Origin of the sequence: Sphingomonas humi (assembly GCF_039536725.1) — a bacterium.
GTDB classification, from domain to species: domain Bacteria; phylum Pseudomonadota; class Alphaproteobacteria; order Sphingomonadales; family Sphingomonadaceae; genus Sphingomicrobium; species Sphingomicrobium humi.
The window spans coordinates 284,385-298,985 of sequence record NZ_BAAAZD010000001.1 but is presented as its reverse complement, the minus strand read 5'-3'; the positions used below and the strand labels follow the sequence as shown (position 1 = coordinate 298,985).

The window sequence follows — 14,601 nt, the reverse complement described above, 5'->3', positions numbered from 1 at the left end:
CTGCTGCCTGTCCACCCGTCGAAGCAGTGTGGCGAACCATCGCCGCCGCGATAAGCTGGCGCCTGCGAGGGGGAACATCACGCTCATGACGATCACGACCATGCTGGCCGCAGCCGCGACAGGCGGCTTCGACGTCGAGGCCGCGACGCGCGCCTATCTCGACATGGTGCAGGGCGTCACGCGCGCCCGCTCCGACGCCTATTTCGAAGGCGGCTACTGGCTGGTTCTGTGGGGCTTCCTGATCGGCGCGGCGGTGAACTGGCTGGCGCTGCACTTCGGCTGGTCGGCGGCGTGGAGCGCATGGGCCGCCCGCAAGGCGCGCCGCCCATCGGTCCGGACGATGCTCTACTGGCTGCCTTACCTTCTCGTCACCAGCCTCATCCTGTTGCCCTGGTCCATCTACACCGGCTTCGCGCGCGAACATCAGTACGGCATGTCGAACCAGACCCTCGCGGCATGGGGGACGGAACAGGCCACCTCGCTGCTGATCGACCTCCTGCTCGGCGCGCTCGCCGTCGCCTTGGTCTATGCCGTGATCCGCCGTTTTTCGCGCAGCTGGTGGCTGTGGGCGACCGGCGTCACGCTGGGGCTGCTGACCTTCGGCGCGCTGCTCGCGCCCGTGTTCATCTCGCCCCTGTTCAACACCTACAAGCCGATGGCGGACGGCCCGCTCCGGACCGAGATCCTGGCGATGGCCAAGGCCAACAAGGTGCCCGCCGACAATGTCTACGTGTTCGACGCGTCCAAGCAGACCGACCGCATCTCGGCCAATGTCAGCGGCATCGGGCCGACGATCCGCATCAGCCTCAACGACAACCTCCTGAACCGCACCTCACCTGCCGAGGTGAAGGCTGTGATGGGGCATGAGCTTGGCCATTATGTGCTGAACCATGTCGGAAGGATGCTCGCCACCTTCGGCCTCGTATTCCTGGCGATCTTCCTGTTCGCCTGGTGGGCCGCGCCGCGGCTGCTGGCGCGCTACGGGCGGCGGTGGGGCGTCCGGGAGGTCGGCGACCCCGCCTCGCTGCCCCTCCTGTTCATCCTCTTCTCGTTCGGGCTGTTCCTCGCCACGCCGATCACCAACTCGATCATCCGCATAAACGAGGTGGAGGCGGACGCCTTCGGCCTCGATGCGGCGCGCGAGCCCGACGGCTTTGCCCATGTCGCCATGCGTTTGTCCGAATATCGCAAGCTCGAACCGGGCAAGCTCGAGGAGATGATGATGTTCGACCATCCCTCGGGCTACAACCGGGCGAAGATGTCGATGGAGTGGAAAGCGCGGCACCTGAACGAGTTGCCGCCCGAACAGCGCGTGATCCTGCGGCCCGCACCGCTGCCGGCGAAGGCGCCCTAGTCGGCGACCGGGGTCGGCACCACCTCGTGCCGGCTGGTCAGGGCCCACACCATGCCCGCCATCGCCAGCACCGCGCCGGCCACCGCCAGCACCGTCCAGCGATAGCCCTCGAACGCGGTCGACAGCGCCATGGCGATGATCGGCACGATGACGCTCGAATAGGCCGCGCGGCCGGGGCCGATGGTACGGATGATCGGCATGTAGAGGCTGAACGCCAGCGCCGAGGCGAACAGCGCGAGGTAGCCGAGGCCGAGCCAGTAGCCGGGGCGCGGGTCGAACACCGGCGGGCCGCTGACGGCGAGCGCGAACAGCCCGTCAAAGGTCGCGCCGAAGATCATCCCCCAGGTCAGCATGGTCGGAAGCGCGATCGCCCGCGCCCGCTCGGTCGTTTGGAGCACGTTCGAAACGCTCGCGCCCATCACGCCCAGCAGGGTGAGCCCGATGCCGAGCGCGGCCTGGTCGATCGGCGCGCGGGCGCTCTGCACCTCGTTCCAGAACAACAAAGCGATCCCGCCCACCGCCGGAATGGCGGACAGGATGAAGCTGCGGCTCGGCTTGTGGCCGGTCCACGCCCAGGCGAGCAGGCTGTTGGGGATCAGCAGCAGCGCGAAGACGCAGGCGACCAGCCCGCTCGTGATGTGGTGTTCGGCAAGGTAGACGGCGTTGAAGTTGACGCAGAACTGGCAGAAGCCGAACAGCGCCGCGATCTTCCACGCGCCCGGCGGAAGCTTGAGCCCGCTGCCCTGCCACTTGGTGTAGGCGGCCATCGCAAGCGCGGCGATGACGAAGCGATAGGTCACCGACCAGTGCGCCGGGACCACGCCCAGCTGGTCGCGGATGACGATCCAGGTCGATCCCCAGATCAGCGTGATGGTGCAGAAGAAGAGAAGAACCGTACCCCGGCTGAGCGGCGCGCTCACAACGCTTCGATCGCCCGCGCCAGCGCCTCGACCGCGTCCATGTCCTGGTTCCAGCTGGTCACCAGCCGCGCCTCGCCGACCCCCCAATCGTAGAAGTCGAAGCCCTTCGCGCGCAGCGCCGCGGCTTCGGCGGCCGACACTTTGAGGAACACCTCATTGGCCTCGACCGGAAAGACCAGGCGCTCGCCCGCCGCGTCGGCCAGGCGGCGCGCGGCGGCATTGGCGGCACGGGCATTGGCCAGCCAGATCTCGCCTTCGATCATCGCCAGCAGCTGCGCGGCAAGATAGCGGCCCTTGCTCAGCAGGTGGCCCGAACGCTTGCGGCGGCGCTTGATACCGTCTGCAAGTTCGGGGTCGAACAGGACCAGCGCCTCGGCCGACAGCCCGCCGTTCTTGACGAAGCCGAAGCTCAGTGCGTCGACCCCGGCGTCGCAGGTCAGCGCGGCCGGGCTCGCGCCGGTCGACGCGACTGCATTGGCAAAGCGCGCCCCATCGAGGTGGAAGCCAAGGCCGTGGCTCTTCGCCCAGCCGCCGAGCGCGGCGGTTTCCCCGGCGGTGTAGACCAGCCCATATTCGGTGGCGTTGGTGATCGACAGGGCATTGGCCTGGACCTGGTGGACGTCGGCGCGAATGCGGCTGCGCACGTCCTCCAGCGCATCGACGGTCAGCTTGGCGCCCGGGCCGTCGACCAACAGCAGCTTGGCGCCCCCGGTGAAAAATTCGGGCGCGCCGGCTTCGTCCACCTGGATATGCGCCTCGCGGTGGCAGAGGATGCCGCCATAGGGCGGGACCAGCCCGGCCAGCGCCAGGCAATTGGCAGCGGTCCCGGTGGTGACCCACAGGACGCTGACCTCGCGCCCGAACAAAGCGCCGAAGGCGGCGTCGAGCCGCTTGCTCCACGCATCGCCGTCATAGGCGGTGTCGAGCCGGTCGGCCTCGGCCATTGCCGTGAACACGGCCGGGTGAACCGCCGCGGCATTGTCGGAGAAGAAGCGCATGCGTTACGCCTCTAGCCATCGCACCGGCCGGGCGAAAGCCGGGCCGGAGTGACTAATTCACCGATGGTGTCGGGAAACCCCACGGCGGGGGAAAATGGTGCTGCCGGTGAGGATTGAACTCACGACCTCAGCCTTACCAAGGATGCGCTCTACCACTGAGCTACGGCAGCACTGTCCGGAGACGGGCGGGCCTATGGCCGTCAGCCCCATGAGGTGTCAAGGAAAAGGAATGAATGAAAAGGATAAAGAAGCGCGCCTCGCCGCAGCGTTGCGCGAAAACCTCCGCAAGCGGAAGGCGGCCGGCGCTCCGGCCAGGCCTCCGGAGAAGTCGCCCGAGCCGCCGCAAGACTGAAGATCGGTCGCTATCGCGGAGGGGTTCAGGCGTCACTGAAGGCCGGCGGTGCGGCCCCGATCAAACGGCCGCGCGCGCTTGCTTTGAAGGCCGGCAACCCTGTCAGCGCGGCGCTGCCTGGCAGGCTGGAATCTTCGCAGGCGCGGCGGGATATAGTTTGAGGGTGCGCCGGTCCCAGTAGGTCAAGTCCAGCGAGTAAAAGATCGGTGCGCCCTTGCGCTGGTAGATGGCCTGACCCTTCCAGGCGTCCCCTACGGGCGTCAGGCATTCGCTCCAGCCCTCGCCGCGCAGCTGGGTAGTGATGGCCACCAGCGCGCTCTGATCCGAGGGATTCCACAGGATGAGGTGGTCGAAGCCGCCTTCACCCCCGCCACCTTGAAGGTCGACGGCGGCGCTGAAGGGCCCGTGCCGCTTCAGCGACACGCCTTCCTTGCGGCACCGCATGTCGATGTTGTGCGAAACGCAATTGGTGAAACCGGCGCGCTGCGCATCGGCGATGCTGCCGGCTACCGGCAAGCCTTCGAACGAGAAGGCAGCGGGAGGTTGCCGCGCTTCATCGCAGGAGGTGAGCAGCGTCAGGGCCAGGACCGGCGCGAGAAACGCACCCTGCCCACGCGACGGACCCTCGCGGCTTGCCTTGGCCCGACCCCTCACAGCGGCGCGCAGGCTTCCTCCAGCCACGCCTTGTCCTCCGCGCCGAGCCGCGGGCCGATCCGGCGCACGACTTCGGCGTGATAATCGTTGAGCCATGTGCGTTCGCGCGGGCTCAACAGGTCGACCATGATCAGGCGGCGGTCGATCGGGGCGAAGGTCAGCGTTTCGAAGCCGAGCAACTCCTTGTCCGCGCCCGCCACCTCGACCGGCACGACCAGCACGAGGTTCTCGATCCGGATGCCGTACTCGCCCTCCTTGTAATAGCCGGGCTCGTTGGAAAGGATCATTCCCGCCTGCAGCGGTTCATCGCCGCCGGCATAGGCGCCGCCGGTCGGGGCGATACGCTGCGGGCCTTCGTGGACCGACAGGAAACTTCCTACGCCGTGGCCGGTCCCATGGGCATAATCGAGCCCCGCTTCCCACAGCGGCCTGCGCGCGAAGCTGTCGAGCTGACCGCCGCGCGTGCCCTTGGGAAAGATCGCGGTGTCGATCGCGATATGGCCCTGCAGCACGCGGGTGAAGCGCTCGCGCATCTCCTCGCTCGGTTCACCGACCGCCACCGTGCGCGTGATGTCGGTGGTGCCATCCTCATACTGGCCGCCCGAATCGATCAGGTAGAGCGAGCCCGGCCGGAACGGCACGTTGCTCTTCTCGGTCGAATGATAATGCGGGCTCGCGGCATTGCCGCCGAACGCTGAAATGCTGCTGAAGCTCAGGTCCTTGAGCGTCGGATCCTCGCGGCGGATCGCTTCCAGCCGGTCGGATGCCTTCAGTTCATCGAGGCCGTCGGTCTGCTCGACCCACTTGAGGAAGCGGACCATCGCCGCGCCGTCCCGCTCCTGCGAAGCGCGCTGGCCGGCGATCTCGGCCTCATTCTTGATGGCGCGCGGAAGGACGGTGGGATCGCGCAGCGCGATGATCTTCGCCCCGGCCTTTTCCAGCGCCTCGCTGATTGCGGCGACCGAGCGTTCGGGATCGACCGCCACCGTCTTGCCGCCAAGCTCGCCGAGCATGGCTTCGAACGCCGCGCGCTCGTGCAGCCGGACCCCGTTGCCAAGATGCTGGCGGACCTCGGCGGTGACCTTTTCGCCCTCGACGAACAGGTCGGCGGTGCCGTCCGAATGGACCAAGGCAAAGGCGAGGGCGACCGGCGTGTTCGAAACGTCCGATCCGCGCAGATTGAAGGTCCAGGCGATCGAATCGAGCGCGGCCAGCACCGCCGCATCGGCGCCCTGTTCGCTCAGCCAGTCGGCGACCGCCTGCCGCTTGTCGGCGCTGGACCGGCCGGCGAAGCGCTCGGGATGGACGATCAGCGCGGCCTTGCTGCGGTCGGGGCGATCGCTCCACACGGCGTCGATCGGATTGGCCTCGACCGCGACCAGCTCGGCGTTCTTGTCCTTCAGCACCTGGCGGGTGCGCTCGACCCAGTCCTTGCGGTGAAGCCAGGGATCGTAGCCGATCCGCGCGCCGGCCGGCGCCTCGGCCTTCAGCCAGTCGGTGACGTTGGTTTCCGGGACCGACTGATACGACCAGTCCGCCGCGTCGACCTGCTGGCGGACCTGCAGCGTGTAGCGGCCATCGGTGAACATCGCCGCCTTGTCGGCCAGCACCGCCGCCGACCCGGCCGATCCTTCGAACCCGGTCAGCCAGGCGAGGCGGTGGGCGTAGCTGCCGACATATTCGCTCATATGCTCGTCGGTCAGCGGGACGACGAAGCCGTCGAGGCCCTGGGCGGCGAGTTGCTGGCGGAGGGCGGCGAGGCGGTCGGAATATATGCTCATGCCGCCCGTCCTAGCGCCATCGGCGGGGTGGACGAAAGCTCCTCTCTTGCGCCACGGTGCGCCAATACCAGATGGGGGTTTCTCGATGCGCCTGTTCCTCGCCGCCGCGGCCCTGCTCGCCGGCACCCAAGTTTCGGCCCCGATGGCCACAGCCCAGAAAGCCCCGATGACCCAACTTCCCCAGCCTCCCCGCGCCGAGCCGCGCCCGACCTCCTTCGAACGCCACGGCATCAAGGTCCAGGACGACTACGCCTGGCTGCGCGACAAGGGCTATCCCAAGGTCGATGACGCCGACGTGCTCGACTATCTCAAGGCCGAGAACGCCTATTTCGAAGCCTGGAAGAAGCCGCACGAGCCGCTGGTCGACACCCTGTTTCAGGAGATGAAGGGCCGCCAGAAGGAGGACGACCGCTCGGTCCCGACCAAGGACGGCGACTGGCTCTACTGGTGGGCGTTCCAGCCCGGCGCGCAGTACCGGCAATGGTATCGCAAGCCCGTCGCGGGCGGCGCCGACCAGCTCATCTACGACGAGGTGAAGGAAGCCGAAGGCAAGGAATATTTCCGCCTCGGCGCGATGGAGGTGAGCCCCGACGGCCGCCTCGCCGCCGTGCTGGTCGACGACAACGGCTCCGAACGTTTCAAGCTCAAGATCCGCGACCTCTCGACCGGCAAGGACCTCGAAACCGTGACCGAAGTCGGGATCGGCGCCCCGGTGTGGAGCGCCGACGGCAAGGCGGTGCTGTTCACCGAGGTCAACGACAATTGGCGCAGCTACCGCGCCCGCTACCACCGCCTCGGCGATGACCCGAAGAACGCCCGCACGCTCTACGAGGAAACAAAGGACAAGGGCTTTTCGGTCGGCCTCGCCAAGAGCCAGGACGAGGGCACGATCTTCATCTCGGCCGGGGACAATCGCACGAGCGAAGTGCGCTTCGTTCCCGCCGCCGATCCGCTCGCGGCCCAGGTGCTGATCAGCCCGCGCCAGGAAAATCGCCTCTACGAGGCCGACGCGGCGCACGGGAAGCTGTGGATCCTGACCAACGACAAACACATCAACTTCCGCATCGCCTCCGCCGACCCCAAGCAACCGGCGGAGTGGAGCGAGGTCGTCCCGGGCTCCGACAACACCTACCTTCGCGGCATCACGGCCTTTCGCGATCATCTCGCGATCACCAGCCGGGTCGATGGCCTCGACCAGCTGACCCTGCGCGACTATCGCAGCGGCGCGTCGGAACGCGTGCCGTTCACCGAAGCGAGCTACACCGCGGGCCTCGGCAGCAATCCCGAATATGCGCCGGCCGCCTACCGCCTCAGCTACAGTTCGATGGTCACGCCCGGCACGGTCTACGACTATGACCCCAAGACGAGGAAGCTGACCACGCTCAAGGTTCAGGAGATCCCGTCGGGCTACGACCCGTCGCAATATGTCACCGAGCGCCTCATGCTCCCCGCGCGCGACGGCAAGAAGGTGCCGGTCAGCGTCGTCTACAAGAAGGGCTATCGGAAGGACGGCAGCCAGCCGCTCTTCCTCTATGCCTATGGCGCCTACGGCTATGCCATCCCGCCAAGCTTCTCCTCGACGCGCCTCAGCCTCCTCGACCGCGGCTTCGCCTATGCCATCGCCCACATCCGCGGCGGCGACGACCTTGGCTATGGCTGGTATCTCGACGGCACCGCCAAGAACCGCTGGAACACCTTCCACGACTTCGTCGATGCGGCGAAGGGCCTGAACGCCGCGGGCTTCGCCAAGCCGGGCCGGATCGCCATTCAGGGCGGCTCGGCGGGCGGCAAGCTGATGGGCGTGGTGGTCAACACCGATCCCAAGCTGTGGGGCGCGGTGATCGCCGACGTGCCCTTCGTCGACGTGGTCAACACCATGCTCGACGACACGCTTCCGCTGACGCCCGGCGAATGGCCGGTGTGGGGCAATCCGATCACCGATCCCGACGCCTTCAAGCTGCTGCTCAGCTACAGCCCCTACGACAACGTCAAGCGCCAGGCCTACCCGCCGATGCTGGTCACCGCCGGTTTGAACGACCCGCGCGTCACTTATTGGGAGCCCGCCAAGTGGGTCGCCCGCCTGCGCGCCAGCAAGACCGACAACAACCTCCTGATGCTCAAGACCAACATGGGCGCTGGCCACGGCGGCAAGTCCGGACGCTGGGATTCCCTGCGCGAAACGGCGGAAGACCAGGCGTTCGTGCTGACGCAATTGGGCGTGGAGAAGTGACCACGCCCACCTTTTCGCTCACCCTCACCGCGCTTCCCGAACACATCGACGAACTCGGGCACGTCAACAATGCGGTGTGGGTGCAGTGGATCCAGACGGTCGCGACCAGCCACTGGTATGCAACCGCGCCCGAACAATATCGCGACGCCTTCGTGTGGGTCGTGATCCGCCATGAGATCGACTATCTGCGCCCGGCGCTGGTCGGTGACGTGGTGACCGGAAAGACCTGGGTCGGCGACGCGCCCAAGGGGGCAAGGTTCGACCGCTTCATGGAATTCACCGGGCCCGACGGAAAGGTGCTGGTGAAAGCCCGCACCACCTGGGCGATGCTCGACAAGGCGACCGGCCGGCCGCAGCGCATCACCCCCGAGATCGTTGCGCCGTTCCTGGGCTGAGCGCGGGCCAGCGCGCGAGGTCCTCGGGGGTGTCGCAATCGGACAGCGTCGGCAGCAGCGCCGGGACGATCCCGCGTTCGGCCAGCCGCGCGGCGGTCAGGCGGAACACCTCGTCGGTGCTCCACGGCATGTCGGCGAAGAGATAATCGGCAGCTTCGGTCAGGCCCAGCGCCCAGTAACCGCCATCCTCCGCCGGGCCGAGGACGGTGCGCCCGCTCTCGATCAGCTTCGCCGCCTCGGCCAGGTGCCCGGCGCGAAGGTCGGGAAGGTCGGACCCGATGAACAGGACCGGCAGCGGCGACGACGCACGCTGCATCCGCTCGCCAAGATCCCCCTCGCCCTGGTCGACAAAGACGAGGTCGTGGCCAAGCCAGTCCGCGAACCGGTCATGCGGCGCGCCGGTGGTGCGGACCTCGATTGCCAGCCCCGATGCCCGCGCCGCCGCCACCGTCTGCTCGGTCAGCCGGCGATGAACCGCGGCAGCGCCCTCCGCCCCGATCGCCGGGATCAGCCGGGTCTTGGCCCGGCCGGGTTCGGGGTAACGGGTAAAGATGACGAGGCGGGCAGGGGGCATGGCGTCGGCACTAGGGTAACCCCGCCCAAGGGGCGACTGAAACTTGGGCGCGCATGGCCTACATGGGCGGTGTGAGCTTTCCCGCGCATCTCGAACCGTGGATCAGGCTTGGCGCCTTTGCCGGGGTCCTGCTGCTGCTCGCCGGGCTCGAACTGATCGTCCCGCGGCGTCCGCAGGCCGTTGCGCGCCGCAACCGCTGGCCCGGCAATCTTGCGCTGGTCGCGGTCGACACCCTGCTGGTCCGCCTGCTGTTTCCCCTCGCCGCGGTCGGCGCGGCGCTGCTGGCCGAACAGCGCGGGTGGGGGCTGCTCAACCTCGCCTCGCTTCCCGCCGGGATCGAAGTCGCGCTGGCGGTCATCGCGCTCGACCTCCTGATCTATGCCCAGCACGTGCTGTTCCACCGGGTGCCGTGGCTGTGGCGGGTGCACCGGGTCCACCATGCCGACCTCGAGTTCGACGTCACCACCGGGCTTCGCTTCCACCCGGTCGAGATCATCCTTTCGATGGGGATCAAGCTCGCGGCGGTCATCCTGCTCGGCGTACCGGCCCTGGCGGTACTGATCTTCGAAGTGCTGCTGAACGCCACGGCGATGTGGAGCCATTCCAATATCCGGCTGCCCGGCCCGGCCGACCGCCTCATCCGCCGCCTGATCGTGACGCCCGACATGCACCGCACCCACCATTCGGTCGTGCCGCGCGAAACGCACAGCAATTTCGGCTTCAACCTCGCGCTGTGGGATCGGTGGTTCGGCACCTACCGCGCCCAGCCCGAGGCTGGTCATCTGGGCATGACCATCGGTATCCCGGAACATCGTTCGATCGGGGATTTGCGGATCCTGCCGATGCTGGTTCAGCCGTTCCGCAGACAGGGGGAAAAGAAATGAATACACTCAAGACGCGGGGTGGTTGGGCAAGGCGGCTGTCGCTGGCCGCCTTGGTGCTGAGCCTTGGCGGGATCGCCGCGGCGCTGGTCGCGGCGGTCGGCACGGGGACGGGGCTGTGGGCCTATGGCGCCGGGCTCGGAATGCTTCGCTTCGTGCTTCCGGCGGTCGCCGTTGGCGGCCTTCTCGCGATCGTCGCCTGGATCGTCGCGCGGCGCACCGGGACACGTGTCGGCTGGCCAAATGCGCTGGCCCTCGTGACCGCGCTGCTGTTCCTGGCCTATCTTGGCAACATGATCTTCACTGCGCGCAGCCTGCCGATGATCCACGACGCGACCACCGATCTCGCGGATGTGCCGCAGTTCACCGTCCTCAAGGTTCGGGCGGACAATCTCGACAAGGTGCCCGACCTTGGCCGCGCCGACCTCAAGGCGCTGTCGCCGGAAGAACGCTGGAAGGCGCTTCACCGCGAAGCCTATGGCGACCTTCGCCCGCTCATCCTCGATCTCCCGCCCGAACAGGCATTGGCGCGCGCCGAACAACTGGTGCGGCAGCGCGGGTGGAATATCGCCCGGGTCGATCCCGCGGCGGGCACGGTCGAAGCGACCGCCACGACCCTGTTCTTCCGCTTCAAGGACGACATCGTGATCCGCGTGCGTCCGCAGCCGCTAGGTGGCGGATCGATCGTCGACATGCGCTCGATCAGCCGGGTCGGTCTCAGCGACATCGGGGTCAATGCAAAGCGCGTCCGCAATTTCATGCGTGACCTGGAAGCGGGCAAGTGACCAGCGGCTGGACGATCGGCGTCATCGGCGGGTCGGGGCTCTACGCCATCGACGCGCTCGAGGATCAGCGCTGGATCGACGTCGATACGCCGTGGGGCAGGCCGTCGGACCAGCTGCTGACCGGGCGGATCGGTGATGTCCGCTTCGTCTTCCTGCCGCGGCACGGGCGCGGGCACCGGATCCCGCCGGGCGAACTCAACGCCCGCGCCAATATCTACGCGCTCAAGGCCGCCGGCTGCACCGACGTGGTGGCGATTTCGGCGGTCGGCTCCCTCCGCGAGGAACTGCCGCCCGGCCATTTCGTGGTGGTCGACCAGTTCATCGACCGCACCGTCGCGCGTCCGGCCAGTTTCTTCGGCACCGGTCTGGTCGCGCATGTCTCGCTGGCCGACCCGACCTGCGAACGCCTGTCCGCGCTTTGCGCCGATGCCGCCCAGGCCGCCGGCGCTGACGCCGCACGCGGGGGCACCTATCTGGCGATGGAAGGGCCGCAATTCTCCTCGCGCGCCGAAAGCCTGCTGTTCCGCCAATGGGGGGCCGATGTGATCGGCATGACCGCCATGCCCGAAGCCCGCCTCGCGCGGGAGGCGGAGCTGCCCTATGCGCTGGTCGGAATGGTCACCGACTACGACTGCTGGCGCAGCGCGAACGAAAAGGTCGAAGTAGCGGACGTGATCGCCCGCCTCGGCGCAAACGCCGATCTTGGCCGCCGACTGGTGGTCGAACTGGCGCGTTCCCTCCCGGCGGAGCGCACGCCCTCGCCGGTCGACACCGTCCTCGACTTCGCGCTGATCACCGCGCCCGATGCCCGCGATCCGTCGATGATCGAAAAGCTCGGGATTATCCTGGACCGCACGCTTAGCCGTCAGCCGTAGCGGCGGGCAATGCGCTCGGGGCTCGCGCCAAGCGCATAAAGCGCAAGGCAGGACAGGTTGCGCAGCGACCGCCGCCACCAGCCGTCGCGCCGCCAGCGCTCGGCCGAGGTGATGGCGGGAACCGGCAGCCTGCGCAGCCGCCCTCGCCCGAGGCGCCGGACAAGGTCGACATCCTCCATCAGCGGCAGGGCGCGAAAGCCGCCGACGCTGTCGTAGAGCTTGCGCGACATCAGCAGGCCCTGGTCGCCATAGGGAAGGGCAAGCGCCCGTCCGCGCAGCGCCACGCCCGCCGCGATCAGGCGCGCCTGCCACGCCGGCTCGTCCAGCACGAAGGCGAACACCGCCGCCTTGTCCGGATGCTCGGCGATGTGGCGACGCGCGGCTTCCTGCCACCCTTGGCCCAGCCGCGTATCGGCATGAAGGAACAGCAGCCAGTCGCCCCGCGCCGCCGCCGCCCCTGCCGCCAGCTGCGCACCACGTCCGCGCAGCGCGGCGATCACCTTCGCGCCAAGCGCTTCCGCCACCTTGGCCGTCGCGTCCGCCGACCCGCCGTCGACCACCAACAGCTCGTCCACCTCGCCCAGCGCCGCGACGCAGCCCGGCAGGTGCGCGGCCGCGTTGAGGGCAGGGATGACGACCGACAGGTTCAGGCGGAGCAGCTCGCCCCGCCGAGCACGCAGAAGCGCGCGCAATGCGGGTGGTTGAGCAGCACCGGCCGGCTCGCCTCGACCAGCGTCTCGCCCAGGGTGAATTGGGGATCGTAGGGGATGAGCGTGCAAGCAGCGACCACCGGGTGCTCCTCGCCCTTGCGCTTCACCACCATCCGGCTCGTCGCGCACATGATCGAGGCGGGCGACTTGCCAAGGATCCCCCAGCAGGCCTCGGTGATCTCGGGCACGTCGGCGGCCGCGTCCATTTCGGGAAACAGGACCAGCGCCGCGGGATCGCCCGCATCAACCTGCAATCCCTCGCGGGCGAAGAGCTCGGCATAGCCGGCGCGGGCATCATCGAGGCTCTCGCCCGGCAACTGCCGCCCCGCGATCGCCAGGCGAAACCCGTTGTCCGACAGCCACCGGCAACCGGCGATCGCCTTGTCCCACGTGTCGGGCCCGCGCTCCGCCTCGTGCACCGCCTGGCTGTAATGATCGAGGCTGACCCGAACCGTCAGCCTGTCGCCGCGAAGCCGCAGCAGCGCCTCGTCGAACCGCCGCATCGGGCGCATGGCATTGGTCAGCACCAGCACCTCAAACCCACGCCCCAGCGCCGCGTCGATCATCGGGATCATGTCGGGGTTCATGAACGGCTCGCCGCCGGTGAACCCGATCTCCCGCGTGCCGACTTCCTGCGCCTGGTCGAGAAACGCCTCGGCCTCGGCAAGGCTGATATAGACCAGCGCGTCGTTGCGCGGGCTGCTTTCGATATAGCAGGTCCGGCAGGCGAGGTTGCACAGCGTCCCGGTGTTGATCCACAGCGTTTCCAGCCGCGTCAGCGCAACGCGCGCCCGCGGCTCGCCCCGGGCGGTCACGCAGGGATCGCGGAACTTCGCCGGGTCGAGCCGGGCAACGCCGACGACGCTGAAGGGACTGAGGTCGTTCACTCAGGCCTGCTTACTTCCCGCCCCACACCTCGGCCAGCCGCGCATCGCGTCCGCAGTTGAAGCGGTAGAACTTATACCGGACCGGGTTCTTCTTGTAATAATCCTGGTGATAGTCCTCGGCCGGGGTGAACGCGCTGGCGGGCAGCACCAGGGTGGCAACCGGCTTCTTCAGGATTTGCTGCGCGCGCGCCTTGACCGCCTCGGCGACGCGCTTCTGCTCGGCGTCGGCGACGAAGAAGGCCGAGCGATACTGATAGCCCCGGTCGCAGAAGCTTCCGCCGCTATCGAGCGGGTCGGTGGTGCGGATGAAATGCGCCGCCAGCTGGGCATAGCTGACCTTGCGCGGATCATAGGTGACGCGCACCGATTCGATATGTCCCGTATTGCCGGCCGACACCTGCTCATAGGTCGGGTTGGCAAGCTTGCCGCCGGTATAGCCCGACGTCGTGGCGATCACGCCCGGCACCTTGTCGAAATCGCTTTCGGTGCACCAGAAGCAGCCGCCCGCGAACACCGCGGTCGCGCGCTGTGCGCCGGCAGGGGCCGCGGACGCCGGCGCCGGATCGCTCCCGCACGCGCTCAGCGCCGCCATCACCGCCAGCGCGGCGGTCCCGAGCGCCGCCCTAAGCTGCACGGAACACCATCGCCGCGCCGTTCATGCAATAACGCTTGCCGGTCGGCGGCGGGCCGTCGTCGAACACATGGCCAAGGTGCCCGCCGCAACGGCGGCAGTGGACCTCGGTGCGCTTGAACGGGCCGATCCCGTCGGGCCGCGTGCGCACCGCATTGGCGATCGGCTGGGTGAAGCTCGGCCACCCGGTCCCGCTCTCGAACTTGGCTTCCGACCGGTAAAGCGGAAGCGCGCACCCCGCGCAGGCGAAGATCCCGCGGCGATGTTCCTTCTCGAGCGGGCTCGACCGCGGCCGCTCGGTGTCGGCCTTGCGCAGCACCGCGAAGGCGGCGGGCGACAGGGTGCGCCGCCATTCGGCTTCCGACTTGGTGACCTCGAACGTCTCCTTCGCCTCCGCGCCCGAAGACCCGCAGCCGGCCAGCAGGCCGCCCAATGCCGTCAGTGATCCGCCCAGGAACCCGCGCTTCGTCATGTTCCAGTCCATACCGTCTCTTGACCTCACTTGACCTCAACGCCCCGCACACGAAATGGTAGTCCCACCTGCCCATGCCAAGTTACGTAAGCTCCCGCCTCC

15 protein-coding genes and 1 tRNA gene are annotated in these 14,601 nt (G+C 68.0%); 6 read left to right on the top strand and 10 right to left on the bottom strand.

What is annotated here, in order from left to right; genetic code table 11:
• The first annotated feature begins 85 nt into the window (after positions 1 to 85).
• Complete coding sequence (locus ABD729_RS01360; RefSeq protein WP_344708360.1) at positions 86 to 1,354, top strand: M48 family metallopeptidase; 1,269 nt, start codon at positions 86 to 88, stop codon at positions 1,352 to 1,354.
• On the opposite strand, the gene ABD729_RS01355 is transcribed toward ABD729_RS01360, so the two are convergent.
• The 5 genes from ABD729_RS01355 to ABD729_RS01335 form a co-directional block, all read right to left on the bottom strand.
• Positions 1,351 to 2,274 carry a DMT family transporter gene (locus tag ABD729_RS01355; protein WP_344708359.1) on the bottom strand — a complete coding sequence of 308 codons (924 nt, stop codon included), beginning with the start codon at positions 2,272 to 2,274 and terminating at the stop codon, positions 1,351 to 1,353. The genes ABD729_RS01360 and ABD729_RS01355 overlap by 4 nt on opposite strands.
• Positions 2,271 to 3,272: a threonine aldolase family protein gene (locus ABD729_RS01350; protein ID WP_344708358.1), complete on the bottom strand. Its 1,002-nt coding sequence runs from the start codon at positions 3,270 to 3,272 to the stop codon at positions 2,271 to 2,273. Before ABD729_RS01350 ends, ABD729_RS01355 begins: the two co-directional genes overlap by 4 nt.
• A 95-nt stretch (positions 3,273 to 3,367) precedes the next feature.
• Positions 3,368 to 3,442, bottom strand: a tRNA-Thr gene (locus tag ABD729_RS01345).
• A 284-nt stretch (positions 3,443 to 3,726) separates the two neighbouring features.
• Positions 3,727 to 4,278: a hypothetical protein gene (locus tag ABD729_RS01340; protein ID WP_344708357.1), complete on the bottom strand. Its 552-nt coding sequence runs from the start codon at positions 4,276 to 4,278 to the stop codon at positions 3,727 to 3,729.
• Positions 4,275 to 6,059 (bottom strand): aminopeptidase P family protein, encoded by a 1,785-nt coding sequence (locus tag ABD729_RS01335; protein WP_344708356.1) that lies wholly within the window; start codon positions 6,057 to 6,059, stop codon positions 4,275 to 4,277. Before ABD729_RS01335 ends, ABD729_RS01340 begins: the two co-directional genes overlap by 4 nt.
• Before the next feature lie 142 nt (positions 6,060 to 6,201).
• On the opposite strand from ABD729_RS01335, the gene ABD729_RS01330 reads away from it, so the two are divergent.
• Together ABD729_RS01330 and ABD729_RS01325 are read left to right on the top strand one after the other, a co-directional pair.
• Positions 6,202 to 8,289 (top strand): S9 family peptidase, encoded by a 2,088-nt coding sequence (locus ABD729_RS01330; RefSeq protein ID WP_425564864.1) that lies wholly within the window; start codon positions 6,202 to 6,204, stop codon positions 8,287 to 8,289.
• Positions 8,286 to 8,684, top strand: coding sequence for an acyl-CoA thioesterase (locus tag ABD729_RS01325; protein WP_344708355.1), 399 nt, complete (start codon positions 8,286 to 8,288; stop codon positions 8,682 to 8,684). Before ABD729_RS01330 ends, ABD729_RS01325 begins: the two co-directional genes overlap by 4 nt.
• Here ABD729_RS01325 and ABD729_RS01320 read toward each other — a convergent pair.
• Complete coding sequence (locus tag ABD729_RS01320; RefSeq protein ID WP_344708354.1) at positions 8,650 to 9,258, bottom strand: TIGR04282 family arsenosugar biosynthesis glycosyltransferase; 609 nt, start codon at positions 9,256 to 9,258, stop codon at positions 8,650 to 8,652. The genes ABD729_RS01325 and ABD729_RS01320 overlap by 35 nt on opposite strands.
• 53 nt (positions 9,259 to 9,311) lie before the next feature.
• Here ABD729_RS01320 and ABD729_RS01315 point away from each other — a divergent pair, with 53 nt between their 5' ends.
• Genes ABD729_RS01315 through mtnP form a run of 3 tightly spaced genes read left to right on the top strand, consistent with a single transcriptional unit; the run spans position 9,312 to position 11,799 of the window.
• Positions 9,312 to 10,142, top strand: a complete 831-nt coding sequence (locus ABD729_RS01315) for a sterol desaturase family protein (RefSeq protein ID WP_344708353.1) — start codon at positions 9,312 to 9,314, stop codon at positions 10,140 to 10,142.
• Positions 10,139 to 10,924: a DUF1499 domain-containing protein gene (locus ABD729_RS01310; protein WP_344708352.1), complete on the top strand. Its 786-nt coding sequence runs from the start codon at positions 10,139 to 10,141 to the stop codon at positions 10,922 to 10,924. The genes ABD729_RS01315 and ABD729_RS01310 overlap by 4 nt, the downstream gene beginning before the upstream one ends.
• Positions 10,921 to 11,799: an S-methyl-5'-thioadenosine phosphorylase gene (mtnP, locus tag ABD729_RS01305; RefSeq protein ID WP_344708351.1), complete on the top strand. Its 879-nt coding sequence runs from the start codon at positions 10,921 to 10,923 to the stop codon at positions 11,797 to 11,799. Before ABD729_RS01310 ends, mtnP begins: the two co-directional genes overlap by 4 nt.
• On the opposite strand, the gene ABD729_RS01300 is transcribed toward mtnP, so the two are convergent.
• The 4 genes from ABD729_RS01300 to msrB are packed head-to-tail and all read right to left on the bottom strand — an operon-like array spanning position 11,790 to position 14,499.
• Positions 11,790 to 12,491, bottom strand: coding sequence for a TIGR04283 family arsenosugar biosynthesis glycosyltransferase (locus tag ABD729_RS01300; RefSeq protein ID WP_344708350.1), 702 nt, complete (start codon positions 12,489 to 12,491; stop codon positions 11,790 to 11,792). The two genes, mtnP and ABD729_RS01300, sit on opposite strands and share 10 nt — an antisense overlap.
• Positions 12,446 to 13,396: a radical SAM protein gene (locus ABD729_RS01295; RefSeq protein WP_344708349.1), complete on the bottom strand. Its 951-nt coding sequence runs from the start codon at positions 13,394 to 13,396 to the stop codon at positions 12,446 to 12,448. Before ABD729_RS01295 ends, ABD729_RS01300 begins: the two co-directional genes overlap by 46 nt.
• A gap of 10 nt (positions 13,397 to 13,406) precedes the next feature.
• Positions 13,407 to 14,030 (bottom strand): peptide-methionine (S)-S-oxide reductase MsrA, encoded by a 624-nt coding sequence (gene msrA, locus ABD729_RS01290; protein WP_344708348.1) that lies wholly within the window; start codon positions 14,028 to 14,030, stop codon positions 13,407 to 13,409.
• Positions 14,020 to 14,499 carry a peptide-methionine (R)-S-oxide reductase MsrB gene (gene msrB, locus ABD729_RS01285; RefSeq protein WP_344708347.1) on the bottom strand — a complete coding sequence of 160 codons (480 nt, stop codon included), beginning with the start codon at positions 14,497 to 14,499 and terminating at the stop codon, positions 14,020 to 14,022. The genes msrA and msrB overlap by 11 nt, the downstream gene beginning before the upstream one ends.
• Positions 14,500 to 14,601: the final 102 nt, after the last annotated feature.